Source organism: Xylocopilactobacillus apis (assembly GCF_033095965.1).
Taxonomy (GTDB): Bacteria; Bacillota; Bacilli; order Lactobacillales; family Lactobacillaceae; genus Xylocopilactobacillus; species Xylocopilactobacillus apis.
Genome location: NZ_AP026801.1, coordinates 737,863 through 763,271, shown reverse-complemented (window position 1 = coordinate 763,271; position 25,409 = coordinate 737,863). Strand labels below are relative to the sequence as shown.

22 protein-coding genes and 1 tRNA gene are annotated in these 25,409 nt (G+C 34.0%); 8 read left to right on the top strand and 15 right to left on the bottom strand.

Going from position 1 to position 25,409, the window contains the following annotated elements; genetic code table 11:
* Window positions 1-15 precede the first annotated feature (15 nt).
* The 3 genes from cas9 to R8749_RS03510 form a co-directional block, all read right to left on the bottom strand.
* Window positions 16-4,263, bottom strand: coding sequence for a type II CRISPR RNA-guided endonuclease Cas9 (cas9, locus tag R8749_RS03520; protein ID WP_317698032.1), 4,248 nt, complete (start codon window positions 4,261-4,263; stop codon window positions 16-18).
* Between the two features lie 79 nt (window positions 4,264-4,342).
* A complete protein-coding gene (locus tag R8749_RS03515) occupies window positions 4,343-5,137 on the bottom strand; it encodes a CPBP family intramembrane glutamic endopeptidase (RefSeq protein ID WP_317698031.1) in 795 nt (264 codons plus the stop codon).
* Window positions 5,138-5,213: 76 nt separating this feature from the next.
* Window positions 5,214-5,285: transfer RNA gene (locus tag R8749_RS03510), tRNA-Gln, on the bottom strand.
* A 115-nt stretch (window positions 5,286-5,400) separates the two neighbouring features.
* Here R8749_RS03510 and R8749_RS03505 point away from each other — a divergent pair.
* The 5 genes from R8749_RS03505 to rnjA all read left to right on the top strand — a co-directional run bounded on the left by R8749_RS03505 (window position 5,401) and on the right by rnjA (window position 9,094).
* Window positions 5,401-5,844 (top strand): DUF3290 domain-containing protein, encoded by a 444-nt coding sequence (locus R8749_RS03505; RefSeq protein WP_317698030.1) that lies wholly within the window; start codon window positions 5,401-5,403, stop codon window positions 5,842-5,844.
* A 10-nt stretch (window positions 5,845-5,854) separates the two neighbouring features.
* Window positions 5,855-6,523: a DUF421 domain-containing protein gene (locus R8749_RS03500; protein WP_317698029.1), complete on the top strand. Its 669-nt coding sequence runs from the start codon at window positions 5,855-5,857 to the stop codon at window positions 6,521-6,523.
* 101 nt (window positions 6,524-6,624) lie between these two features.
* A complete protein-coding gene (def, locus tag R8749_RS03495; protein WP_317698028.1) occupies window positions 6,625-7,179 on the top strand; it encodes a peptide deformylase in 555 nt (184 codons plus the stop codon).
* Between the two features lie 11 nt (window positions 7,180-7,190).
* Entirely contained in the window at window positions 7,191-7,409 is a 219-nt protein-coding gene (locus R8749_RS03490; protein ID WP_317698027.1) for an RNA polymerase epsilon subunit, read from the top strand.
* Entirely contained in the window at window positions 7,409-9,094 is a 1,686-nt protein-coding gene (gene rnjA / locus R8749_RS03485) for a ribonuclease J1 (RefSeq protein WP_317698500.1), read from the top strand. Before R8749_RS03490 ends, rnjA begins: the two co-directional genes overlap by 1 nt.
* 43 nt (window positions 9,095-9,137) lie before the next feature.
* Here rnjA and R8749_RS03480 read toward each other — a convergent pair whose 3' ends face one another.
* The 8 genes from R8749_RS03480 to R8749_RS03445 are packed head-to-tail and all read right to left on the bottom strand — an operon-like array spanning window position 9,138 to window position 15,495.
* Window positions 9,138-9,731 (bottom strand): ATP-dependent DNA helicase, encoded by a 594-nt coding sequence (locus R8749_RS03480; RefSeq protein WP_317698026.1) that lies wholly within the window; start codon window positions 9,729-9,731, stop codon window positions 9,138-9,140.
* A gap of 32 nt (window positions 9,732-9,763) precedes the next feature.
* The gene (locus R8749_RS03475; protein WP_317698499.1) at window positions 9,764-10,414 is read right to left on the bottom strand and encodes an ATP-dependent DNA helicase; all 651 of its coding nucleotides are present in this window, start codon (window positions 10,412-10,414) and stop codon (window positions 9,764-9,766) included.
* Window positions 10,390-11,517 (bottom strand): ATP-dependent DNA helicase, encoded by a 1,128-nt coding sequence (locus R8749_RS03470; RefSeq protein WP_317698025.1) that lies wholly within the window; start codon window positions 11,515-11,517, stop codon window positions 10,390-10,392. Before R8749_RS03470 ends, R8749_RS03475 begins: the two co-directional genes overlap by 25 nt.
* 1 nt (window position 11,518) lies before the next feature.
* On the bottom strand, window positions 11,519-12,172 hold the full coding sequence (locus tag R8749_RS03465; protein WP_317698024.1) for a histidine phosphatase family protein: 654 nt from the start codon (window positions 12,170-12,172) through the stop codon (window positions 11,519-11,521).
* 3 nt (window positions 12,173-12,175) lie between these two features.
* The gene (gene mnmA / locus R8749_RS03460; RefSeq protein ID WP_317698023.1) at window positions 12,176-13,285 is read right to left on the bottom strand and encodes a tRNA 2-thiouridine(34) synthase MnmA; all 1,110 of its coding nucleotides are present in this window, start codon (window positions 13,283-13,285) and stop codon (window positions 12,176-12,178) included.
* Window positions 13,278-13,619: a cysteine desulfurase gene (locus R8749_RS03455; RefSeq protein ID WP_317698022.1), complete on the bottom strand. Its 342-nt coding sequence runs from the start codon at window positions 13,617-13,619 to the stop codon at window positions 13,278-13,280. Before R8749_RS03455 ends, mnmA begins: the two co-directional genes overlap by 8 nt.
* Before the next feature lie 4 nt (window positions 13,620-13,623).
* Window positions 13,624-14,778 carry a cysteine desulfurase family protein gene (locus R8749_RS03450; protein ID WP_317698021.1) on the bottom strand — a complete coding sequence of 385 codons (1,155 nt, stop codon included), beginning with the start codon at window positions 14,776-14,778 and terminating at the stop codon, window positions 13,624-13,626.
* 9 nt (window positions 14,779-14,787) lie between these two features.
* Complete coding sequence (locus R8749_RS03445) at window positions 14,788-15,495, bottom strand: 5'-methylthioadenosine/adenosylhomocysteine nucleosidase (protein ID WP_317698019.1); 708 nt, start codon at window positions 15,493-15,495, stop codon at window positions 14,788-14,790.
* A 221-nt stretch (window positions 15,496-15,716) separates the two neighbouring features.
* Here R8749_RS03445 and R8749_RS03440 point away from each other — a divergent pair, with 221 nt between their 5' ends.
* The 3 genes from R8749_RS03440 (at window position 15,717) to R8749_RS03430 (ending at window position 19,159) form a co-directional block, all read left to right on the top strand.
* Window positions 15,717-16,334 carry a 5-bromo-4-chloroindolyl phosphate hydrolysis family protein gene (locus tag R8749_RS03440; protein ID WP_317698018.1) on the top strand — a complete coding sequence of 206 codons (618 nt, stop codon included), beginning with the start codon at window positions 15,717-15,719 and terminating at the stop codon, window positions 16,332-16,334.
* 5 nt (window positions 16,335-16,339) lie between these two features.
* Window positions 16,340-17,542, top strand: coding sequence for a toxic anion resistance protein (locus R8749_RS03435; RefSeq protein ID WP_317698017.1), 1,203 nt, complete (start codon window positions 16,340-16,342; stop codon window positions 17,540-17,542).
* Between the two features lie 186 nt (window positions 17,543-17,728).
* Window positions 17,729-19,159 carry a C69 family dipeptidase gene (locus R8749_RS03430; protein WP_317698016.1) on the top strand — a complete coding sequence of 477 codons (1,431 nt, stop codon included), beginning with the start codon at window positions 17,729-17,731 and terminating at the stop codon, window positions 19,157-19,159.
* A gap of 44 nt (window positions 19,160-19,203) precedes the next feature.
* On the opposite strand, the gene R8749_RS03425 is transcribed toward R8749_RS03430, so the two are convergent.
* The 4 genes from R8749_RS03425 to R8749_RS03410 all read right to left on the bottom strand — a co-directional run bounded on the left by R8749_RS03425 (window position 19,204) and on the right by R8749_RS03410 (window position 25,329).
* On the bottom strand, window positions 19,204-20,640 hold the full coding sequence (locus R8749_RS03425; protein ID WP_317698014.1) for an MFS transporter: 1,437 nt from the start codon (window positions 20,638-20,640) through the stop codon (window positions 19,204-19,206).
* Entirely contained in the window at window positions 20,640-23,405 is a 2,766-nt protein-coding gene (gene ileS, locus R8749_RS03420) for an isoleucine--tRNA ligase (RefSeq protein ID WP_317698013.1), read from the bottom strand. Before ileS ends, R8749_RS03425 begins: the two co-directional genes overlap by 1 nt.
* Before the next feature lie 522 nt (window positions 23,406-23,927).
* Window positions 23,928-24,707 carry an ABC transporter permease gene (locus R8749_RS03415; RefSeq protein ID WP_317698012.1) on the bottom strand — a complete coding sequence of 260 codons (780 nt, stop codon included), beginning with the start codon at window positions 24,705-24,707 and terminating at the stop codon, window positions 23,928-23,930.
* The gene (locus tag R8749_RS03410; protein WP_317698010.1) at window positions 24,700-25,329 is read right to left on the bottom strand and encodes an ABC transporter ATP-binding protein; all 630 of its coding nucleotides are present in this window, start codon (window positions 25,327-25,329) and stop codon (window positions 24,700-24,702) included. The genes R8749_RS03415 and R8749_RS03410 overlap by 8 nt, the downstream gene beginning before the upstream one ends.
* Between the last annotated feature and the right edge of the window lie 80 nt (window positions 25,330-25,409).

The window sequence follows — 25,409 nt, the reverse complement described above, 5'->3', positions numbered from 1 at the left end:
TTTTTATGCTCATTTTTATTCTAAATCTCGAATTGATGGCAAATTTTTAATTTGTACTTTTCTTTGAAAAATTCCTGAAGGCGAATTGAAAAGAAAAACATCGTTAATGCTAAAATTATGTCCTAATGTTAATCCATATGAAAGATTAATCTTTCTCTGGAACCTGCCAAAGCTAGAACTAAAGTCTATTTTTTTATAAGTTGCATCAGCATGAAGTCCACTTAAGATTCCTTGTAATAAGTCTCTTTGATCTTCAAATTTACTTTCAATAAACTTATCACGATACTCCAACATCTGTTTTAAATAATTTTTATGCATCGGAAAATACTCTTTCATTGCTTGAGTGATTGCATCAAAAGCCTGGTTTAAAATATCAGAAGCAGTTTTTGTAGTAACTCTCTCTAATCTTGCATCTGCTTGTTCTTCGTTATCTGCCTTTAAAACTATCGTTAAATTATTATATAAATCATGTGCAAGATACAATTGTTGAGCATTATGGAGTTCGGTGGCTGAACCAATGGTCATCCGGGCCCCATCTTTAATAATCTCTTGTTCACTTGGAATATGGCTTAAAATAATTTTAGCTCCAGGTGCAATCTCTTCAACTTTTCGTTCTAAAAATTCTGGGTCTTTCTTCATTGCATCAACCCAAATCCTTCTAACGCCCATTAAACGAAATTCTTTTTTATAGTAAACGAGAATCGAATAAGCTAGTTGAATGGAATCAAATCCACCGTACAACTCAACAGATTGTTTATCATTAAATGGCTGCTTCCCTTTAGTTTTTGGATCATGAAGCTTACTTGGAAAACGAGTCTCCTTATATAACTGTCCTTTTGAATCTTCAGTTCGACGAGTAAATAATATATTTCTTTCTTCGAGCTGTTTTAATAAATATTGATAATTTTCTTCGGTCCAGACAATTTCACCGGTTTCTCGATTAGTTTGCTGAATTAAAGACTGACTTCTCATACTTCCAACTACAAAACCATAAGGATCAATGCGATCATTATCCTTACCTTCTTCACGTTTTTCTTTGAGCCATTTTTTGGTATACCGATTAAAAGCATCATAAGTAAAATCGCCGTTAGCATCAAAACCTCGCCGTTGAATATACTTCCCGACCGTTGCAATCATTAAAGCATCATGAGCATGATGATAATCGTTAATATCACGATTCTTTAATTTATGAGTATATCTTCTCATATCACCAGTTAAGCTAGCTCTAATTGCCACCGCTTTTGTATCTTCTCCAAAATAATCTTCAATTAAAGCAGCAACGTTTTTAATAATTTGTCTTGTCTCAACCAAAGATCTAGCAATAAATCTTTTCTTTTGAGTTTCATCAAAATCCCCTTTTCGAGTCAACGAATTAAACTTATCCTTACTAATCAATCCAAGGTTCAAAAGGTGTAACCAAAATGGACGCATTCTTTCAATTAATTCTGGTACGTAAGTTGGAGAATCGCTTTTTCTTGCATTATCAGCTCTATTAACTAAAACTCGATTATCAAGTGAGTTATTTTTGGTATAGGCTTGAGGAACAATATGATCGATATCATAGTTAGAAGAGATATCTTCAATTGGAATTGGTTTACCAGTATACATATCTTTTCCAAGTTGAAGATAATATAAATAAAGACGATCATCTTTGATTGTTTCTTTATTTTCTTCAGATAATTGTTTTGAAATTTCTGCAAATTCGGCTTTAATTTCTTTATTACTATAAAGCTGTTTTAACCGATTGATTCGAGAATTCGTTGTTTTAGAAGCTTGAGTTTCTCTTGCAAATTCCAAAAAAACATTACTAGGAGCCACTCCGCCCATCGCTTTTTTAATATCATCTAGAATCCTAAAAGATTGTCTGATGCCTCTTTTAATATTTGGAGCCCCTGCTAAATCACTAATTGCTTGATAAATATTGTTTTTTTCTTCAACACTTTGATTCTCTTTAGAAATCCAATCATTTACTTTGTATACAGGATCATTGATAATTTCCATTAAATTAAGGCCTGTTAAATATAAAAGGTCTAAAATGCTGTAATTGCTAGATGTGGCATTTTCCGGCAATTTAACATAAATCTTTTTTGCAGTTAAAAATTTCTTTGAGAGTCTTCCCCAGCCTGTGTAATGTTTATTGCTAAGCTTCTTAATTTGCTCTTCAGATAATTCTTCGTGTTTGGATAATTGCCTCTTTATAAGTTTCTTATCTTCAAAAATGGTTTGAATTTCAACGATGTCTTCAAGTAATTCTTCATGTTTTGGATCTTCGACAAAATCTCTTCCAAACACACTAACAAAATAGTTATAAGTCTTCAGTGAATTATTAAACTTAGTCTTGCTAGCTAATCCAACAATTTCTGCATTTAAACCTTCGTTACTTAAAATATAATCTTCGACCATTCTTTTGGTTACGTTGGAATGTTCTTTAAAGACATTATTAAAAATTTTCTGTTTTAATTTAACAGGTAGCCGACAACGCCTTGTTTCACCCTTTAGTACATAGCGAACATTATTTAACTCCTGAAGAACCGTGTATTTTTGATAAATCATTGAATTTTGCGGGATTGTATCCTCATGAATTAAATAAGTATCCTTAATTGTCATCCTTTTAATAAACTGTTTGGCAGATTCATCTGTATCAACCATATCATCCAGATTCCAAGGTGTTATAACACCTTCACGTTTTCGCTTCATCCAATGATTCGTACTATCACCTTGAACTTTTTCTTTTTCTACAAGTGGACCAACATAATAAGGAACTCTAAAAGTTAAAAGACCAACAATTTTATTTTCGGTTTTCTCTTCTTTTTGATAAGTAGAGTTTAAAAACGGGTAATATTTACTCTGTTTTTCAATAATTTTTCTTAATTCATTCTCATGCAGCTGATGCGGAATAACTCCGTTGCTTTTATTACGCTGTGTCAACAAGAAATTCCCTAAATTTATATCATTCAGCATTTGTACAAGTTGATAATCTTCTATTGCCAAAGGATCAAGTTTATCGACCCTTTTTTTAACAATCGCCGTTAACTCAACAATAGATTGCTGAACATCTTGTTCACGACTTTTATTATTAGTTATAACACCGCTGATAGAATCAAATTCTGGCTCATTACTAAATTCTTCCGCAATTTTATCAACAATTACATCTCGAAAGTATTTTCTGCCAGGTTCTTGAAGTTTCTCATCATGTGACAAAACTTTACGATACGCTTCATCAAATGCTTCCTTTGTTTTAGGATTACGAAACTTAGTTTTTAAAAGTTTCAGATTTCTTTTATGATCTTCATAACGTTGAACCATTGCTTCGGAAATTGATTTATGTTCTTGTAAAATCGAACGAAGTGTCAAACCGTCATATGCGTTATGTAAATTGTTAACAAATTGAAACTCATCTTCAGACAAAATTGATGCTAAATTTCCAAGAGTTTCATCTAAGTTTTCATCTGAAAACTTGAATTTATAGTTCTTCTGTTCTTCTTTTTCAACTTCTTGTGATTTATCAAAAATCTTTATTAAATCAACCGTATTACCAACAATTGCCATCAAAATAGCTTTTAAGATTGGCAAGTCACCTTTTTCAACCTCAAAGCCCTTAATAGCATTTTCTACTCTCTCTGTTTTGGATTTATCAAAATCTAATAACCCTTGGTTAATTAAACTTGAATCTTTAATTTCAAATATCGGACTATCACTATAAAAAATTTCGTTAAATTCTTTTAAATAATCAACTAACTCGTTAATATCAAAAGTATTTTCAGGATTTATTTTTCCTTCAATTAAAAAATGACCACGATATTTAATTAAATGATGAATCGCTAAATAAACCTCTCTAAGGTCGTGCTTATTATCATCTTCAGCTAACTTTTTACGCAAATGGTAAATTGTCGGATATTCTTTATAAAAATCTTTATCACCTTGTGAATCTCCAAAAACCGCACCTCCATAAAAATAACTACGATTTTTTTCATCTAAAGGATGTACCCAAGTATATTTTAAACGCTTAAGAAAATTCTCATCTACTAATGCAAGTTCTGGCGCAAAAATTTCATTCAGGAGATTGATTCGCCATCTTCTTCTAGAAAGTCGACGTCTTGTAGTTCTATACACACGACGGTCAGCTGCTGTTTCAGCAGAATTGAACAGATTTGCTCCCATCAAATTTTTACCTCTGGCTTTTAAAACCTGATAGTCATCATCGATTACTGCCCATCCTACTGAACCAATTCCTATATCTAGACCAACACTATATTTTTTCATTACAATCTCCCAATTCTAAAAAATAATTAATATTACTACTTTACCAAAAATGCGCTTACAATGCATTCATGTTTGAAATTTAATTATTAATTAAATTGCTAAGCCAATCGCTTCTCTTTTTTAATTTATTTTTGTTAATCAAAAGCCAACTGTATCCAAGGAAAAAAATAGTTGAAATGGAAATTGATAAAATGGTCTGGTAATTTACAGAAACTTTTTGCTGCGCGGGTCCATTCGTATACATAGATAAATAATCATATAAAAAGTGAAATAGAAATGAAGGAATAATTGATTCAGAACTGACATAAAGACTTGAAAAGAATACTCCTGCGCACAATGCAAACCATACTTGCAGACAAGTAGTTACAAGATCTTGTGATGCTAAGTTAAAAAAGTGAAGGCAAGCAAATATTAAAGAAGAGAAGAATACTGCTAAATAAACATTTTTACTTTCAACTTTTTTGATCCCATTTATTGATTTTAATATTTGAGGAAGGAGCAAGCCTCGACACAAGTACTCTTCAAAAAAACCTGCTGCCAACGGAAGCGGCAAAACGTAAGCATATGTCTGATCACTTCCGCTTTCCGAAATCGAAGCCATAAACATCAATAACAATAAAACTACTGGTAAAAGAACTAAAAAAGAGTTTTTAATTTTTATATCATAACTAATCATTTGTCTTATAAAATAATGGTTTATCAAAATCATATAAACAATAATCAAAATTTCTAGTATCGTCTGCAGCCAAACAAAACTATGAATATGTAATTTTGAAAATAAGCCAAAATTTTCAGCAACTTTTATGAAAAAGCGAAACAAAAGATACGCACCCAAAATAATAAATACTTTGTACCAACTACTACTTTTTTTCAATTTGATACCCCCATTGATTTTTGAAAACAAAAAAACCATCGCTGAATTCAACGATGGCATTTTTAATTTCCTGACATTGGGTAGATAGGATTCGAACCTACGCATTATGGATTCAGAGTCCACTGCCTTACCGCTTGGCTACTACCCATGAACAATATAAAATTCTATCTAAAAAAAGAAGAACTGTCAATATTTTTCATTTTTTATAACCCAACTTAAAAATTCCAAGTATAATTATAAACGAAAGATTAAGGGAGGATAATATGAACTTCTATACTTATGACTATTTAGTAAAACAAATTAACAGTTCGCAAAATATGAAATTTATTGTAGCAGCTATTTTTGGGGTTATCTTGGTTGCTTTAGCTTTTCAATTTGCGCATCATCGCGATGATAATAAATACCGTGATTTAATTATAATTTTTGTCCTTTGCGGCATTTTGTTGTTGGGAATTCAATTCACTAACTATCAGCAGTCACAAAGCAGTACCAATCAAGCATCTCAAATGACTTCTTTTTTACGAAATCTAAGTAAAGATAAAAAGGTTAAAACTAGCGAGATATCTTGTAATCAAACGACCCTTACGAACCAAATGGTGGTAAAAATCAAAAAAGACTATTATCAAGTTCTTTTTAATAGTGATTTTTCCAGTTATCAGCTAGTCAAAGCCGCACTTGTAAATAAAGACATCAATTTTATAAAGTAAGGAGTCTACAATGATTAATTATAGTGAAGTTGCAATTAAATTTGTATTAGGTTTTATTTGTATAATTGCTCAAATCAATCTATCAGGAAAAGGAAATCTAGCACCAACAAACGTAATTGACCAAATGCAAAATTATGTTTTAGGGGGAATTGTTGGTGGTATTATTTACAACGAAGCTATTACTCCCCTTCAATTTTTCTTAGTATTAGTAATTTGGACTATTGTTGTTTTGTTAATAAGATTTCTAACTAATCATACACGAGTAGTCAAAAAGCTTGTCGAAGGATCACCGCTTACCGTTATTTCAAATGGAAAAATAAATGTTGATGCTCTTACCAACCGGGGAATGACCGCTAGTACTCTTATGTTCCAATTAAGAACTGATGGAATTGAAGACTTAAAAAAAGTAAAAAAAGCGGTTCTTGAACAAAATGGTCAGCTTACAATAATTCAAGAAGGTGAATCAATGATTAACGCACCTTTAATTACGGACGGTCAAATTTTAATAGAGTCACTAGAATCCATAAATAAAGATGAAGATTGGCTAAAACAAGAAATAAAAAAGAGAGGCTTTCAAGCTAGTGATATTTATCTCGCAACGTATGAAGACAATAGCCTTAAACTTTTTACTTATCGCAGCCATCAAAAATATTCAGCTGGAAATAGTACGGCAAAATAGGTTATAAAATTATAAAAAATAAAATAATAGTTAACGTTATCGATGCCAAAGTGAATTATCTATGTTATTATTAAGTAAATTTTAACCAAAGGAAGATTGTCATGATTTTAATGAAGGATATTATTCGTGAAGGAAATCCAACATTAAGAGCGACAGCAAAAAAAGTCTCATTTCCTCTTTCCCAAGAAGATCGTGATCTTGGAAAAAAAATGATGAAATATCTCGAAGTCAGTCAAGACGAAAAATTGGCTGAAAAGTATCATCTTAGAGCCGGCGTTGGTTTAGCAGCTCCTCAAATTGATGTTTCAAAAAGAGTTGCGGCAGTTTTAGTGCCCGACAATGATGGATCAATTGTTTTTAAAGATGTACTTTATAACCCAAGGATATTAAGAGAATCAGTGAAACGCGCAGCACTCAACGAAGGTGAGGGCTGTCTTTCTGTCGATCGCAATGTAGCAGGTCTTGTTATTAGAACTGACCGGATTACCCTTGAATATTATGATGTTAATGGTGAACGCCATGAAATTAAATTGGAAAATTATCCAGCAATTGTCGTTCAGCATGAAATTGACCATTTGAATGGGACTCTTTTTTATGATCACATTGATAAAGAATCTCCTTTTAAATTACCTGAAAATACAATAATTATTGAATAAATTGGAGGAATATGATTTATAAAGTTTATTATCAAGAAGACTCTGAAAGTGCTCCCCGTCGGGAAAGTACAAAGTGTCTATATGCGGAAGCTGAAAGCATTCCGGATTTAAAGAAAAAAATAACAGATAAATTTAACTACGGTATTGAATATGTTACAGAGTTAAATGATGAATATTTAAACTATGAGAAGGAACACAACCCTGATTTCTCAATCATAAAGGACTTATGATGCCTACGAAATCAAAAAAAACAAAAAATGTTCGAGTTGCGGCAATTGGCGGTCTAGGCGAAATTGGAAAGAACATGTACTGTATTGAGTACAACGATAAAATTGTAGTTATCGATTGTGGTATTAAATTTCCAGAAGACGATTTACTAGGGATTGATTATGTAATTTCCGATTACCAACACCTTATTAAAAATCGCGATAAGATTTTAGGACTTGTAATCACTCACGGACATGAAGACCATATTGGCGGTATCCCTTTTCTATTGAGACAGCTTCCTGGTATTGATATTTATGCAGGTCCTTTAGCTTTAGCTTTAATTCAAAGTAAACTAGAAGAAAATGGATTAACTAAAGATTGCCAGTTAAATGAAATTAATGAAGATTCTGTTTTAGATTTTGGAGAAATGTCAGTTACTTTCTTTAGGACAACTCACTCGATCCCTGATACTTTAGGGGTTGCTGTCCATACTCCTGAAGGAATCATTGTTCAAACTGGTGACTTCAAGTTTGACTTAACTCCCGTTGATGGTCAACCTGCCCCAAATTTACAAAGAATGGCCAAACTTGGATCTGATGGTGTTCTACTTTTAATGTCTGATTCTACAAATGCAGAAATTCCAACTTTTACCAAGTCTGAACGTTTTGTTGGAACATCCATTAGAAACATTATGGGTGCAATTGAAGGAAGAATCATTTTCGCTAGTTTTGCTTCTAATATTTCAAGAATTAAACAAGCATCTGACGTAGCGATTGAGCAAGGAAGAAAAATTGCAGTTTTCGGTCGTAGTATGGAAGCCGCAATCAAAAACGGAATAGAATTAGGCTATCTAGATTACCCTAAAGATACTTTAATTGAGCCAAAAGACGTTAATAAAGTTTCTGGCGATAAATTGATGATTCTTTGTACGGGATCTCAAGGAGAGCCGATGGCTGCTCTTTCTAGAATTGCTAATGGAACTCATAAACAAATTTCAATAGTCCCTGGAGATACCGTCATCTTCTCTTCTTCACCAATTCCAGGTAACACTGCTAGTGTTAATCATGTTATTAATGGATTGGAAGAGGCAGGAGCTAACGTCATTCACGGGAAAGTAAACAATGTTCACACTTCCGGACACGGTGGTCAAGAAGAACAAAAGCTAATGCTTCGATTAATGAAGCCTAAATTTTTCATGCCGATTCACGGTGAATACCGAATGTTGAAAATTCATACTGAATTAGCTCAGTTATGTGATGTACCAAAAGAAAATTGTTTTATTATGGAAAATGGTGATGTTCTAGAAGTTAACCATGAAAAAGCAGAAGTTGTTGATCACTTCCCAGCTAGTGATGCTTTCGTAGACGGTAACGGAATTGGGGATATTGGAAATGCTGTTATTCATGAAAGACAATTGTTAAGTGAAGACGGATTAGTCGCAGCATGTGCAACTGTTAAGATGAAAACTGGTCAAATTCTATCAGGCCCAGATATTCTATCACGTGGGTTTATCTACATGAGAGAATCTGGTGACTTAATCAATCAAGCTCAAAAACAAGTTTATCATGCTATTAAGCAGTGCTTCCGTGAACAGCAGCATGTAAATGAATCCATGCTCAACGAAGCAATTATCGATGCTTTACAAGATTATTTATATGATAAAACAGAAAGAAAGCCAATTGTCATTCCAATGATTATTAGTGTTTAACAAAAAAGGTAAAATTTAAAAATTTTACCTTTTTTGTTTTGTTTTAGAAATCAGTTGGGGAAATATCTGACATTCCAATCATTGGATCAATATTTTGATAATTTTCAGGCGTTAGAGTATATGTCTTTGGCTGATTATTTATCTGCGGTTCTTTTTTTTCAATTAGTTCACTTTTAACCGGAATAACTTTTTGCATTTCTTTACTTATAGAAGGAATATCCTGATCTTCTTCAAATTTTTGGTCTAATCTTTGAACTAAACCAGTCGTTCGAATAATTGACGGTAATCCGGCTGCTCTAATAAAAGTAGCTAGATCTCCTACTAAATAAAGATGTTCTCGTGCTCTTGTAACTGCCGTATAAAGTAAATTACGACGCAGCATCGTATCAAATCGGCCGTTCATTGTCACAATTACGGTTTTGAACTCACTGCCTTGAGCTTTATGAATTGAAATTGCATAAGCAAGCGTCAATTGGTTTAAATCATCCGGTTCATAAACAATTTCATGATCGTTATCAAAAAGAACTCTCGTTTCCACGCGCCCACGAACTCTAGCGACACTCTTTACAATTCCAATTTCACCATTATATATGTCTTTTTCAGGATCATTTTCAAGTTGAATCACCTTATCACCCACCGCAAAACCATTAATTTTGCTTTTTTGGGGATTTACCAGCTGCCTAATTGAATCATTAATTTCAAAAATACCCCCTTCCCCTTATACATGGGAGCCAAAATCTGTAGTTCAGTAATTGGGGTTCCTTCTTTAATTTCTTCTTTGACAATTTTTTCGATTGCAGGAACAATTTCATCTCCACTAGCTGAAATCATTTTTAAATCTTCATAATCATCTTCCATGCTGTCATAAATTTCTCCAGAATTTACAAGACTGGCAAAATTAATAATATTTCCACCTGAATCTTGGCGAAAGTTATGCTGCAAAGTAGTAACTGCTAAAACATCGCTATTAATTAAATCCTTGAATACTTGCCCCGGACCGACAGAAGGAAGCTGATCGACATCTCCTAACATTACAATCGTTGGTTCAGTTTTTAACGATCTAATCAGTTGCGCAAATAAACCCGTGTCCACTAGTGACATTTCATCAATAATTAGTAAATCTGGGCTAATAAGATCAGTTTCTGAATTTCGGTCTTCGATATCTCGAACTTTTAATAATCGATGAATTGTAGCAGCCGGAAAATTAGTCTTATCACTTAAAGCTTTCGCAGCTTTACCAGTAGGTGCGGATAGAAGAATTCCCGAATCCTCTTCATGTTCTTGCTCTTTTAGATCTAATTTATGAATATTGGCAAAAATCTCAATAATGGCCTGAACGATGGTCGTCTTTCCTGTTCCTGGTCCCCCGTAATGATACTAACATTATCTTGAAACGCTGCTTTTACAGCTGATTTTTGAAAAGGATCTAATTTTAAATCAGCCTTTTTTTCAAAATTTTGAATCTCTTGTGAGAGTTGATCTTCATCAGATTCAATCTGATGATTTAATTTAATTAAATTGGAACTAATTTCTTTTTCATAGGTTGCATAATCTAGAGTTGTGACACTTTCACCCTGAAAGAAGAAATATTCTTCATCGTTATCATTCAAACATTTTTCAATTAATTCTTCATCAACAATCGCTCCGCTATTTTCGCCCAAAACCCACGCAGTATTCCGTAAGACTCTTTCTTTTTCAATTAGGGTGCTGCCAGAACGAAGGATCATCTCGCTAGCCACCCATTTCAAAGCACCGCTGATTCGTTCTTCTTCACTAACACTTATTTGAGTTAACTTACAAGATTGATCAATCTGACTAAATGAAAGTCTCGCTACCCGGCCTAAAAAATAATATGGATTATCATTTAAGATGTTTATGGCATCTAAACCGTAAATGTTGTAAGCATCAATTGCTGCTGACTGGGAAATATGAAAACGACTAAACGCTAACAGAACCTGATTCAATTCGACATCTTCAGTTAGTTTATTTCTGATTTCTTTTCTTCGCTCAGGATTAATCTTAAATCCATTTAAACTGTTCGGATCATTGATAATCTCATCAACTGCATTGACGCCTAATTTATCAACAATTTTTTGAGCTGTTTTTTCCCCAATGCCTGGTAACTCTCTCGACACCAAAAATTTAACAACTGCTTTGGGATCATCGGGTTCAGAAGCTGGTTCAAAAGTCTTTGCTTTAAATTGACGACCATACTTTGGGTGAGTTGTTAATTCACCGTAAAATTTATAAGTTAAGCCTTCGGCTAATCCCGGAAGAGTTCCCGTAATTGTAATATCATCTGTCGAAAAATCAAAAGAAATCTCAGTAATATCTACTGAGATTATAAAAAACTGATCTTTTAAATTTCGGAAAATAATTTTCTTTACTTTTCCGACTACGTACTTATCGTTATTTTCTTCCATATTAAATTGTATCTGTTGAATCCAAATAATTAAGGTGATCTGTATTATTAAAATCAATTAATTGCGCAGAATGATCATCGTTAACATTAACTCTCGTCAATGAAGCATTTGTAATTCCCCCGTGCTTTCGATAATCCTTAAGCGGTATTTGTAAAAGAGCGTTAATGAGAATATTTAAAATTCCACCATGACTTACCAATATAATTTTGGATTGATCGGAATAAGTTTTTAAAAGGCTGATTATAAAATTTTTGGTTCGAAGTGCTGCCTGCTGGTAACTTTCTCCATGCAGCTTTTCCCCATTATATTTTTCAGGCTCTTTAAAAAAATATGAAACTTCTGCCTGATACTTTTCGGGAAGATCCTCATCCCTTTTGCCTTCCATCACTCCAAAATCAAATTCTCTTAGTGCTTCAGCAATTCTAATTGGTTTCTCATAATTCATCGCTTTTGCTAAAAGTTGAGCCGTTTCAAAAGCTCTTTTTAAAGGCGAAGAATAAATTTCGGCAAACTCAATTCCTTCAAGCCGCTCAGCCAAAGCTTTAACTCGATGTAAATCCTCTTTTAAAAGCGGAGAATCACCCCAAGCACCTTGGAGTCGATGTTCATCATTCCATTCAGTTTTCCCATGACGCACTAAGTACAATTCAATCATCTATTATACGTACTCTAATTGTTTTTGATCTTGAAAAACTTGATCAATAAAAGCACTGCCTAAACATTCATCTCCCTGATATAAAACAACTGCTTGTCCAGGAGTAATTGCTCTTTGAGGAGAATCAAAATTAACTACGATTTCTTTCCCCTCAGTTTTAACTGTTACAGGTACATCTTTTTGCCGATAACGAAACTTAGCAGTCAAATTCTTAGAATGATCTAAATCAAAATCGTCATTAACTAGACTTAAATTGGTTGCCTTTAAACTCGTCGACATTAATAAAGGATTATTATAGCCCTGATCAACGTAAAGGATATTCTTAGAGACATCCTTACCTACTACAAACCAAGGTTCTGAATTTTCTTTCGTCCCGCCAATTCCCAGACCTGACCTTTGACCAATAGTATAATATAAAACTCCGTCATGCTCTCCCATAATTTCTCCGTCAGGAGTCATCATAAAGCCTTTTTGGCTTGGTAAGAAGTTATGGAGAAAATGTTTAAAATTGCGTTCGCCAATAAAGCAGACTCCAGTTGAGTCTTTCTTATGGGCTGTTGCCAAACCGTACTCTTCGGCAATTTTACGCACTTCAGGTTTTTCTAAATTACCCAAAGGAAAGATAACCTTTTTTAGCTGGGAGCTGGTTAACTGAGATAAAAAGTAAGTTTGATCCTTATTAGAATCCTTAGCCCTCATTAAATGAGCGTTACCCTCACTATCGATAACATTTTGAGCATAATGTCCCATTGCAACGTAATCTGCATCAAGTTCCATGGCATAATCCAGAAATGCTTTGAACTTAATTTCCTTATTACAAATAATATCAGGATTCGGTGTCCGTCCTGCTTTATACTCATCTAAAAAGTAAGTAAAAACTCGGTCCCAATATTCCTTTTCAAAATTAACGGAGTAAAAAGGTACGCCAATTTCTTCTGAAACCGCGGCTACATCCTCAAAGTCTTCAGTGGCAGTGCACACCCCGTCATCCTTGGTTTCATCCCAATTCTTCATAAAAACGCCGACAACATCATAGCCCTGCTCTTTTAACAAAAGAGCGGAAACTGATGAATCGACTCCACCGCTCATTCCTACAACAACTCTTTTACTCATCTATCTCCAATATTTCCCGGTCCAACAAATTATTAATTAAAAAATGATATTGCTCGATCGCTTCTTTATCACCAGTATTTTTAAAAATATCAATTGCTCTTAGACCAGAAGCATCTGTTGTGCTCATGTCTAAAAGCTTTAAATCACCATCAATTGCTATTTTCAATTTCTTTTTTGCAGTATAAGGATCCATCGGATCCAATGAACGCTGCATTACAAAGTTTCCTCGTTTAGTCTTTGCAAATCCGACATCTGTTAAAGAATATCTCTTAATATTTTTATTAACGCGATAAGATTTGTCATCACCTTTAATTGTATTTACTTCTTTTAACATTCTTCTACTGACCTTTCTGTTTTAGATGAGTAACCTGCTTGACAAGCTCTTCAGCCAATTTCACGACATCATTTTTGTTGTTGTCACGACCAAAGCTAATTCTGATTGACTCACGAACTCTCTTTAAATTATCTGGATACATTGCCAGTAACACATGTGAATCTTCAGCACTTCCCGCAGTGCAGGCAGAACCTGCTGAAACGGCAAATCCATCTAAATCTAATCTGGGTATTAATACTTGCGAAGGAATATCTTTTAACCAGAGGTTAATAGTTTGGGGTAATGAATGATCTAAATCACCATTTATTTCAAATTCAATCCCACTATTTTTTAATTCATCAATAATAATTTGTTTATATTCCCTATATATTATAGCCCATTCTTGTTCATTTTTTGGAGTGCATAACTTCATTGCTGCTTCAAATCCCATGATTAATGGTAAATTTGTCGTTCCAGCTCGAAATTTGTTCTCTTGCTCTCCGCCTAACAATAAAGGAGGAATTACCAACTTTTGATTTTTATATAAAAAGCCGATCCCTTTTGGACCATAAATTTTATGGGCAGAAACACTCAAAAAATCAATGTTAAGTTCTTTGACATCAATTGCTTCGATTCCAAGTGCCTGCGTGGCATCAACATGAAACCAAGCAGTGTGGTCTTTCAACGTCTTTCCGATCTCTTTTATCGGCATCAAGCTGCCCGTTTCGTTATTTGCTGCCATAATTGATACTAAGATCGTGTCTGGTCTTAAAGCATTTTTCAGATCATTTAAATTGATTGCTCCCGTATCATTTACTGGCAAAAAAGTTACTTCATAACCATGCTCTGATAAATACTTCATCACATTTAAAACTGAAGGATGCTCAACAGAAGTTGTGATTAGATGGCGTCCCTCATTTGCTCTTTTTAAAGCAACTTGTCTGATCACCGTATTATTGCTTTCAGTTGCCCCGCTTGTAAAATATATTTCATTTAAATCTGCATGGATCTCATCAGCCATTACTTTACGAGCATTACGCAGCTTTAGTTTTTCGCGTTGACCAAAAAAATGGGTACTTGAAACATTACCGAAGTCATTAGTTAAACTATCAGTAATTACTTTAATGACTTCTGGAGCAACCGGCGTGGTCGCCGCATGGTCAAAATAATATCTATTCAATTTTTTTCCTTAGTTCTTGTCTGATAGCTGATTTATGTATTCAATTGCAACTTCGGCAGCCATTAAGCCTGCATCATCAATGGTTTCATCAAATTGGTTAGCTGATTCATCAGGGTTGTCATCGCTAATACTGCGAATTTCGCCGAACTCAACTCCAAATTCACTGCAAACTTGACCAATGGCTGCTCCTTCCATTTCTGCACACAATGGTTTAGGGAATTCAGTAAAGATTTTATTTTTTAATTCATTACTGCTCACAAAAGAATCTCCAGTTGCAATTAAGCCTCTTTTTGCATGAGCTCCGTATAACTTCTGATCAATTTCCATGAGCTGATCAGTTAAAGAAGGTTCGGTTTTAAAGATCAAATCATGACCTGATAATTGTCCTAATTCATATCCAAATGCTGTCATGTCAACATCATGATAAAAAGCTCCATCGGCGATGATACAATCACGCTGTCTGACATTTGGATCAATTGCTCCAGCAGATCCGGTATTAATTACCAGATCAGGTTGTCGCTGACTAATTAAGTAACTTGTAGTCATTGCAACTTGAACTTTACCAATGCCTGATTTAGCCAATCTTAAACGTAAATTTCCTTTTTCACCTTCATAATAATGAAAGTTCTCAGAAATTTGTTTGTCTTCAAAATAAAACATTTCAGTAAACCTTGTAATTTCTTCGTCCATTGCACAAATAATTAAAATATCTTTCATTTTTGCCTCCTATACAAAAAACAGTACTAAAAAAACTATAATAAGCAGAATAATCTCAGTTATAATAATAAAATTTAACTTCTTGTTAAGTATCTTTGATTTTTTTTCTTCTGAAAAAATGCTTTTATTTTTTTTAAAAAGATTCATTCTTTAGACCGAGCGCGCTCGATTCCCTTTGTGTTAAAATTTTTATAATCAAGTAAGAAAGCTGGCCTTGGAAAATGGATTATATTGATACACCCTTCGCGATGGCGGGATATTTTCATCACATAATAGGAATTATAATATTTATTTTCTTAATCTCAGCCATTGGATCTATTATTTGGAAGTCCTTCCATTATATTAACACCAAAAGCAAGTGTAAAGAACAACGTAATAAAGGCAAAAACATCAATAAAAAAGTTCTTGCAAACTATCACAAAGAAGGGCTCAACGACCATGATATTGATTATTTTCGTGAAATGATGGCGACGGCTCTAAAACAGATTAATCAAATCGAATCAATAAGTTCAAAAAACAAAACTTTAAAAAGTATTAATAAAGAACTTAATTTAGAACATTTATTGCATGGCTTTTTTAAAGCAATTGTAGCTAAACCTAATCGAATTGATGCTGCCAGCAATTTTCTATTTAAAGAATTGCCTAGTCTTACGACAATTTATCAAAAGTATAGTGAAATTGACTCCTACTTATATAAAGATCAAGATACCGAGAAAGTTTTAAATCTTAGTAAAGAAGCAATCGAAAAGGCTTATCATAAAATTAATGAAGAATATCATAAATTTATTTCAGATGATCTTCAAACTTTACATGATGCAGCAGATAATTTTCAGGAATAATTAATATGGATAATAAAAACGATTTAAATCAACCAACAACAAACCAAGAAAAATCAATTGTTAATGATCTAGTTAACAATGCTTTTTCAACCCCTAAGCCTCCATCCACTACTTCGGAACAAACAATCAAACCGATCGCCGAGGATGTTGTAGATCATTTAAACAGTACTGATCGAGAAAGTGCTCAAAAGTTAGCCGAACAGATTGATGAAACAAAACGCGAATCTGTTTTAAATTTTGGTAATGATGCTCAAAGAAAAATTAGTGCATTTTCTGATAAAGTCCTCGACCACGTTCAAAATCAGGATACGGGACCAATAGGTCAAACTTTATCGGATCTTTTATACGATATTAAACAAGCCGATCCAAAAGATCTTGAGAATAATAAGCCTTCTTTTATTCAGCGAATGTTTGGTCAAGTTAAACAATCGATGTTCGAAGTCAAAGCCCGTTATCAAAAAGTCACAACTCAAATCGATGTTATATCCCAAAAACTTAATCGCCAACGAAACATATTGATGCGGGATAATCGCGTGCTTGACGACATGTACGAAGAGAACAAAAATTATTACGAGGCATTAAATATTTTTATTGCGGCTGGACAAATGAAAATTCAAAAACTTGACCAGCAAATTGATGACCTTGGCAACAAACAAAAGAACGGTGAAATGAACGATTTAGAAATTGAGGAAATCAATGATGTGCGACAATTTAGAGAGCGTTTGGATAAAAGAGTGTACGATCTTTCACTAGTAAGAGAAATGACACTACAACAAGCACCGCAAATTCGTCAAATGCAGCGCACGAACGAAGAACTAATTGATAAAATTCAAACATCAATTAATACCGCAATTCCTCTCTGGAAAAATCAGACTGCCCTTTTGATTAATGCATTAAGTCAAAGAAATGCGTTAGAACTTCAACGAAAAGTTACTGAAACCACTAATGATCTTTTGAAGAAAAATAGTGAAATGATTAAGGGATCTTCTATTGAAGCTGAAAAAGAAAATCAACGAGGCGTAATTGATATCGAGACATTAACTCAAACTCAGAATAATTTAATTGAAACCTTAAATGAAACTTTACAAATTCAAGCTGAAGGCCGTAAGCGACGTGAAGAAGCATCCAGACAGCTTAATGATATGGACAAACAATTAAAAGATCAGCTATTAAACTACGTAACTAAAGAAAAAAATAATTTTGAATAAAAATAATTGATTCTAAATACCCGAAAGAAAAAATAATTTCCAGGGTATTTTTTCTGTAATAATTTAATAAAATCCGTATTTTGTATTGATTTTAAAATAAATTTATTTAAATTTTTAATATTTTCTAATCAAAACTTTTAGTAGTTACGGTAAAATAAATTGTATTGAAAGAAAGAAGGATTATAAATGAAAATTGGTTCTAGTTGTACTTCAATCTTAGTGGGAAAAAAAGCCTCGATTGATGGATCAACAATGATAGCTCGTAATGACGATACATTTCATGCTGTTGCACCACATAAATTTATTCAACATCCGGCAGTTCATAACGAACCTGGACGGGTATTAAAATCATGGCTGAATGGTTTTTCCGCTGAACTGCCTGAAAATAGCTATCGCTACCCGGCAGTTCCAAATGTTGATTACAAAAAATTAGGTTACTACGAAGAAAGTGGAATCAATGAAAAAAACGTTGCAATGAGCGCTACTGAAAGCACTTATGGCAACGAACGGGTTCTCGCTTTTGATCCATTGGTTAAAGATGGACTAGACGAAGATTGTATTGTAAATATGACTTTGCCGTATGTTGATTCCGCACGTGGAGCAGTTAAATACCTTGGAAACTTAATCAAACAATACGGATCTCCGGCTGGAAATTCAGTTCTTTTTAGTGATAAAGACGAAGTCTGGTACATGGAAATTTCCAGTGGTCATCATTGGGTTGCTCAAAGAATTCCTGACGACGCATATGCAATTTGCGCTAATCAGGTTTCAATTCAACAAGTTGATTTCAATGACTCTGATAACTTTATGTGGTCAGAAGGTATTCAAGAATTTGTTGAGAAGCATCACTTAAATACTGATCAAGAGGGCTTTAATTACCGTCACATTTTTGGCACATCTAACGAAAAAGACCGCCATTATAACACACCTCGTGTTTGGTACGGTCAAAGATATTTCAATCCTGAAATTGAACAAGATCCAGAAAGCTCAGAACTTCCATTTATTTGTCGGACCTCTAAAAAGATTTCACCCGATGATATCGAATATGTTTTGGGATCACACTACAATGAGACGCCTTTTGATCCATTAAGTAAAGGTGACGATCCTAGAAAGTATCTCTATCGTCCAATTGGTTTAAACAGAACTCAAAACGCTCACGTCTTACAAATTAGAAATGATGTTCCTGAAGAAGTTGCTGCCGTAATGTGGTTATGTCTTGGTTATCCTACATTTACCCCATTTGTTCCATTCTTTACTAATATGAATGATACTGCTCCTTCATATAACGATACTAAATTAGACTATTGCGATCAGGATGCATATTGGCTTTACAAATCACTTTCAGTTTTAGTTGAATCTGATTACAAAAACTTTATTCAAATGGATCGTGATTACTTAACAGAAGCTCGCCGAACCTTAAGAGCTAGAGTTGCTGAAATAACCAATGATGCACTTAATAGCAACTTAAAAGGTGAAGACCTCACAGATTATCTAACTAAAGAAAATCAAAAGACTGTTAGTGAAATTGAAGATACTACCCGTAAATTTATGGGTGAACTTTACACTAAAGGAATTACTGTTTCCCGTCTCACTTTTAATATGGATAAAAATCTTTAATTTAAGCATTAAAAAAACCGCTGGTCGTTTGCCAACGGGTTTTTTTATTTACTTATTTTTTTATCCAATTTTAAAAAATTTAAAATTAAAGCAATAACCGACAGAACGATCATCACCAAAAATAAAACTTTCATTCCAAACATAAACAAATCTGGACGTCCGTTCACGTATGAAATAACTTTATGACCAGCTTTTACAGACATTGCTGAGAAAAGGATGGTCGTAGAAATTGTAAGGCCAAAAACCATTCCTAAATTTCTAAAGAGTGCATTTAAGCCTCCGGCAATTCCTAAATGCTTAACATCAATGCTTGCCATAGTTAAAGCATTATTAGGTGATTGAAATAATCCATTACCAAATCCTAAAACACCGATCGTTAAGATCACAAACCACATTGAAGAGTTGCCACTAAAGAAACAAAAACCAATCTGGCTTATAATAATTGCCCCTACACCGATTCTAATTAGTAATGAGGCTCCATATTTATCAGTTAAACGTCCAGCAATTGGCGAGAAAATCACTTGCGCAATTGGAAAAGCCATTAAAACTAATCCCGAATGACTCGGATTCATACCTCTTAAATTCTGCAAATAATATGGACCAACAACATTAAAAGCAAAATTACCGATAAAAACTAATAGTACGGAAATTAAACTTATTGAAAATGGTAATTTGCGAAAAAGGCTTAATTCAACTAAAGGATGAGAATTTTTCTTTTCCAAGCGAATAAAAACTAAAAAACTAACAATAAATACAACTGCTAAAATTAACACCGGCAAATTCACAAAACCGTTAAGCTGAGCGTAACTCATTAAACCAACAATACTAATAACTGCCAGGGAAAATGTTACAGAACCGCCATAATCAATCGGTGATTTTTGAAATGTGATGTCTTTTGGTAAAACTTTTAATCCCAACAAATATGCAAAAATTCCAACTGGAATATTAATCCAAAAGATGTAGCCCCAAGGTAAGAATCCTAAGACGATTCCACCAATGCCGGGACCTGCAATACTTCCTAAAGCTACAAACGTACCAATCCAGCCAAGCGATCGTCCCCGTTCGCTGTCTTTAAACACTTCTGTGACAATCCCGTTACTCGTACTCATTGTCATCGAGGCTCCGATTCCTTGAATTAATCGGGATCCGAGTAACATCCAAAAACTAATGTTAAATCCACAAAGGAAAGAACCAAGAGTAAAAATAATCATGCCAATTTTAAAAACTTTAATTTTACCGATTAAATCACCAATTTTACCAAATAGTAATAAGAGACTGCAGACGACTAACAAATAAACGGTCGCCACCCACTCGGTTTGACTCATGGAGACGTGTAAATCTCGACTAATGGTCGGTATTGCAATATTTACAATTGACGTATCAAGCGTCGACATAAAAGTAAATAAGCCAATTGCCGTAATAATCCACCAACGATTTTTTTGAATCTTGGGATCTTCACTAAATGCAACTGAATTTCTCATTAGGAATCAAAACCTTCCGTAACGGTCTCTGGATAAACATCACTAACGATTTCTGCACAGCTGGCACAAAAATCAGGATAATGAGAATCACTTCCTACATCTTCTTTAGTTAATCGACAGCGCTGACAAACTGATCCTTTTGCTCGATCAACTTTAACGTTAGTGTCAGAACCTTCAGTCTCATTAAGTGAACTGACCATTAAAATTTCACGAACATCTAATTCAAGATCACTAACTGCTTTTGCTACTTCTGGCGCATAAGTGATCGTAAGTGCTGCTTCCGCATTCTTCCCAATAAGTTCACTTTGACGTGCTTCTTCTAGCGCTTTATTAGCAACGTCTCTAAATTTCATAAAAATTGCCCACTGATCCATCTTTTCTTTATAAGCTTCAAAGTTACGAACCTTTGGCATTTCACTTAAGTAAGCATATGATTCATATTCTTTAAGATTTTCCCAAATTTCTTCACTAGTGTGTGGCAATACAGGGGCTAGAAGCTGTGTCAATTCTTTTGCAATTCGGTAAAATACTGTCTGCATGCTCCGGCGAGTCGGATCATCAGGTTTTGTGATATAGACGATGTCTTTTGCCACATCAAGATAAAAAGCAGAAAGATCAACATTAATAAAATTCATTAACATTTTAAAAGTATCTTGAAAATTATATTTATCAAAATTATTCAGGTATTTAGCAACGATGTCATTCCATTTAACAGCCATATATTTATCAATTGGCTTCAAATCATCAAAAGGAATTTCATCTTTTTGCGGATCAAAGTCATCAGTGTTTGAAAGTAAAAATCGCACAGTGTTACGGATTTTTCGATAAGCGTCACTAACCTGTTTAAACAGATCCATTGAAACTTTTACATCCCGTCCTGTATCAATACTCATGACCCAAAGGCGAAGAATTTCAACTCCCATTTGATCAGCAACTTTAATTGGACTAATCACGTTACCTAGAGATTTACTCATCTTGCGCCCTTGATCATCTAAAGTGAAACCTTGATGTAAAATTCCTTTATATGGTGGAATTCCATTCGTTGCAACTGAAGTGATTAGCGAAGAATTAAACCATCCTCTAAACTGATCTGAACCTTCTGAATAAATATCACACGGATAATCTAAATTATCTCTAGTATTTAAAACTCCATTCCAAGATGATCCCGAATCAAACCACACATCTAAAATATCATTTTCTTTAGTAAACTTCCCGTTTGGTGAATGTTCATTAGTATAACCTTCTGGAAGCAATTCTTTAGCATCATGCTCAAACCAATAATTAGATCCATGTTTTTCAAATAAATCAGCAATATGATCAATAACTTCAGGATCTAAAATTGGCGTTTCATCTTCTGCATAAAAAATCGGAATCGGAACGCCCCATGCACGTTGACGAGAAATGACCCAATCTCCACGATCACGGATCATATTGTAAAGCCTTTGTTTGCCCCACTCTGGACTAAATTCAACATGATCGAGCTGATCTAAAATCTCTTGTCTAATTTTTTCAACCGAAGCAAACCATTGCGGAATAGCCCGCCAAATTACAGGTTTTTTTGTTCGCCAATCAAATGGATACGAGTGAGTAATTTTCTCAACGGCTAATAGTAAATCTGATGATTTTAACTTATCAATTACGATTGGCGTTGCCTTTTCATAAAAAACACCTTCAAAATCCGGTCCGGCATTTTTCATCATTATTCCTCTTGAATCAACAGTTACATCAGCTGGCAGTCCATATTTTTGACCCTCGTTCCAGTCATCTTCCCCAAAACCAGGTGCCGTATGAACTAATCCAGTTCCACTGTCAAGAGTTACATAATCACCCACCATGACCAATAATTCAACATCACTATCCCATGGGTGAGCAGCTGTAATTCGATCCATTTCCTGACCTTTAAAGGTTTTTAGAACCTGATATTCATCCCAACCAAATTTTTGTGCATCCTGTTCAAGCAAGTCTGAACCAATGACGTATTTATTAGCACTTCCTGCTGGCTGAACCAATGAATATTCGAAATCAGGACCAACTGTGATTCCCCGACTTGCAGTAACTGTAAAAGGAGTTGTCGTCCAAACTACTAAATAAGTATCATCATCTAACAAACCTTTGCCGTCAATAACCTTATTTGCATAAAAAAGTGATGTAGATTCTAAATCATGATATTCAACTTCAGCTTCTGCTAATGCTGATTCTGAGGACCATGACCAAAAGATTGGTTTTGAACCACGATAAATCAAACCTTTCTTAACCATTGCTTCGAACACTCTAATTTCTTGAGCTTCAAATTCTGGATTTAAGGTTAAATATGGATTGTCCCAATCTCCTATAACTCCTAGGCGTTTAAAATCTTCACGTTGGAGATCAACTTGTTCTAAGGCAAACTTTCGGGCTAATTCGCGCCACTCAACAATATCCATTTTCTTACGATCATGACCGGCTTTTGTCAATTGTTGTTCAATTGGTAGACCATGGGTATCCCAGCCAGGCACATATGGTGCGTAAAAACCATTCATATTCTTATAACGAACAATGATATCTTTGATGACTTTATTCATCGCATGTCCGATATGAATTCTCCCGTTGGCATATGGCGGCCCATCATGTAAATTAAAATGTCTTTTATTTTTATTTAATTCAAGCCGCTTTTCATAAAGATTATCATCTTCCCATCTCTTCTCTCGAACTGGTTCAGTTGTTGGAAGTTTTCCCCGCATTGGAAAATTTGTAGATCCTAGGTTAAGGGTATCTTTAACTTTCATAAATCCTCCTCATTGTATAAAAAAACTCGCCTTTTTGAGACGAGTTAATCGCTATACCACTCATTTACGTGATTATCATTAATTCAAAATGCTTTAGGTGATAAAGGACTAGCTTCACATGCTGACTTTCACCGTTTTCAGCTCGCTGTGATGTTCCACTAGACCCACTTGTCCTTAGTCAAAATTATAAAACAACAGGGCAATTCGTCAAGTTGTTTCGCACAAACAATGGATCCTTGATATAATAACTGCATGACTTATGCTTTAATAATTCTTTTATCATGTATTTTAATCTTTATAATTGGTGCTAAATTGAGATTGTATTTATCAATCCCAATTAATGTTGCTGTTATTGTATTTTTGGCGCTTTTAGAGCTTAACCTTGACCATAATGATATGACCTTTTTTTGGGTTTACGCAATATTTATGATTGTTACCAACTCCATTGCTATCTTTCTTAAATTATATTTTCATGACCATCCTCGTAACAAGCATGATAAAAACAATTTAATTTAAGAATGGTTATTTTTTCTCAACTTTAGGAATCGTCAGACGCCAATTTTGATCAAAATATTGTCGATAAGCCCAAAAGCCAGTAATGCTGGTGGAAATCCCAGTAGAACAAAATAGCATAAAAACAACTAAAATCTGATACTTAATGGCTTCTACAGGATCAAATCCTGCCATTATTAAACCACTCATCATTCCGGGCAGCTGAACTAATCCATACATTCTTACAGAATCAATTGTCGGCTGCAAGCCAAAATGTAAAGCCTGCCTAACTATTTCTCCTGCAGCCAATTTTGGACTTGCTCCTAATGCCAACATCTCTTCAATTTTTTCAGAATTTTCTCTAAAACTTTGATTGAGATTTGAATATACTAGTCCTACTGCTGCCATTGCATTTCCAGCAATCATCCCAGTTACTGGAATTGTCTGAAAAGGTGCTGGCTTCATTACTTTAGTAAGCAACATTAAACTAACCGTAATTGCAGTTCCACAAAATAATCCTACAAAACTAATTAAGAACGCATGATTAATTCCATGAGCTCTTTTTTTGCCGTTATATGCAGCGTTTACAACAATAAAAATCATCATTAAAATTGTCAAAAATAAGTTGTTAACTTTAAAAATAAATCTTAAAGCAAAACCGATAATAATTAACTGAACAATTGCTCGAAAAATTGACCAAATTATTTCTTTATTTAACCGAAGCTTCTGATAGTAACTAATAATTAGAGTGATTGTTACCATTAATGCTGCTAAAGCCAATGAAAGATTAGATATTTTTAAATTATTCATTGCTTCCTCCAATTTGAATTTTTCTTTTAGCTTGAGAAATTTCTTCTGGATCATGGCTTACAGAAATTAGACTGAAGTGATTTTCTTCCTGTAATTGATCAATTACCTGCCAAATTTTGCTTTTAGTATCAGAATCAAGACCAGTGGATATTTCATCAAGTAAAAGCACTTGTGGTGGAAAAAGTAAATTCCTTAAAACTCCAACACGCTGCCTTTCACCACCGGAAATATCATTAATCGACTTATCTAGGTATTCAGCCGGTAATTCCATTTTTTCTAAACCTGAAATTTCTTGCTGTTCATCAATTGGTAGATTTCTGACTAAAAAAGGTAAATCTAGATTATCGCGTACCGTTTCACCAAAAAGCTGCACACTTTGCGCAGCATAAGAAACTTTTTGACGATAATTTTCAATCGGAAGATCTGATATATTTTGCTGATCTAGAAATATCTCTCCTTGTTGAATAGCAACTAATCTAGCGATAATTTTTAAGATTGTGCTTTTACCACTGCCTGAAGGCCCCGTTAATAACAAACTATCTCCCTCATCAACTGAAAAATTCAAGTTTTGAAATAAGACTTTGTTATCCGCTTGATAAGAAAGATTATGAATTTTAATCATTAAAAAACTCCTCTAAAGTATAATGATTCTAGTTTAAAGCAAACAAAAAGAGCTAGCAATAAAAATGCCAACTCCTCTTA

What these genes read in the sequence shown, in the direction of transcription:
- cas9 (WP_317698032.1), bottom strand. Translation starts at nt 4,263, where the DNA reads ATGAAAAAATATAGTGTTGGTCTAGATATAGGAATTGGTTCAGTAGGA.
- R8749_RS03505 (WP_317698030.1), top strand. Translation starts at nt 5,401, where the DNA reads ATGAACTTCTATACTTATGACTATTTAGTAAAACAAATTAACAGTTCG.
- R8749_RS03500 (WP_317698029.1), top strand. Translation starts at nt 5,855, where the DNA reads ATGATTAATTATAGTGAAGTTGCAATTAAATTTGTATTAGGTTTTATT.
- def (WP_317698028.1), top strand. Translation starts at nt 6,625, where the DNA reads ATGATTTTAATGAAGGATATTATTCGTGAAGGAAATCCAACATTAAGA.
- R8749_RS03490 (WP_317698027.1), top strand. Translation starts at nt 7,191, where the DNA reads ATGATTTATAAAGTTTATTATCAAGAAGACTCTGAAAGTGCTCCCCGT.
- rnjA (WP_317698500.1), top strand. Translation starts at nt 7,409, where the DNA reads ATGCCTACGAAATCAAAAAAAACAAAAAATGTTCGAGTTGCGGCAATT.
- R8749_RS03470 (WP_317698025.1), bottom strand. Translation starts at nt 11,517, where the DNA reads ATGGAAGAAAATAACGATAAGTACGTAGTCGGAAAAGTAAAGAAAATT.
- R8749_RS03465 (WP_317698024.1), bottom strand. Translation starts at nt 12,172, where the DNA reads ATGATTGAATTGTACTTAGTGCGTCATGGGAAAACTGAATGGAATGAT.
- mnmA (WP_317698023.1), bottom strand. Translation starts at nt 13,285, where the DNA reads ATGAGTAAAAGAGTTGTTGTAGGAATGAGCGGTGGAGTCGATTCATCA.
- R8749_RS03455 (WP_317698022.1), bottom strand. Translation starts at nt 13,619, where the DNA reads ATGTTAAAAGAAGTAAATACAATTAAAGGTGATGACAAATCTTATCGC.
- R8749_RS03445 (WP_317698019.1), bottom strand. Translation starts at nt 15,495, where the DNA reads ATGAAAGATATTTTAATTATTTGTGCAATGGACGAAGAAATTACAAGG.
- R8749_RS03440 (WP_317698018.1), top strand. Translation starts at nt 15,717, where the DNA reads ATGGATTATATTGATACACCCTTCGCGATGGCGGGATATTTTCATCAC.
- R8749_RS03435 (WP_317698017.1), top strand. Translation starts at nt 16,340, where the DNA reads ATGGATAATAAAAACGATTTAAATCAACCAACAACAAACCAAGAAAAA.
- R8749_RS03430 (WP_317698016.1), top strand. Translation starts at nt 17,729, where the DNA reads ATGAAAATTGGTTCTAGTTGTACTTCAATCTTAGTGGGAAAAAAAGCC.
- R8749_RS03425 (WP_317698014.1), bottom strand. Translation starts at nt 20,640, where the DNA reads ATGAGAAATTCAGTTGCATTTAGTGAAGATCCCAAGATTCAAAAAAAT.
- ileS (WP_317698013.1), bottom strand. Translation starts at nt 23,405, where the DNA reads ATGAAAGTTAAAGATACCCTTAACCTAGGATCTACAAATTTTCCAATG.
- R8749_RS03415 (WP_317698012.1), bottom strand. Translation starts at nt 24,707, where the DNA reads ATGAATAATTTAAAAATATCTAATCTTTCATTGGCTTTAGCAGCATTA.
- R8749_RS03410 (WP_317698010.1), bottom strand. Translation starts at nt 25,329, where the DNA reads ATGATTAAAATTCATAATCTTTCTTATCAAGCGGATAACAAAGTCTTA.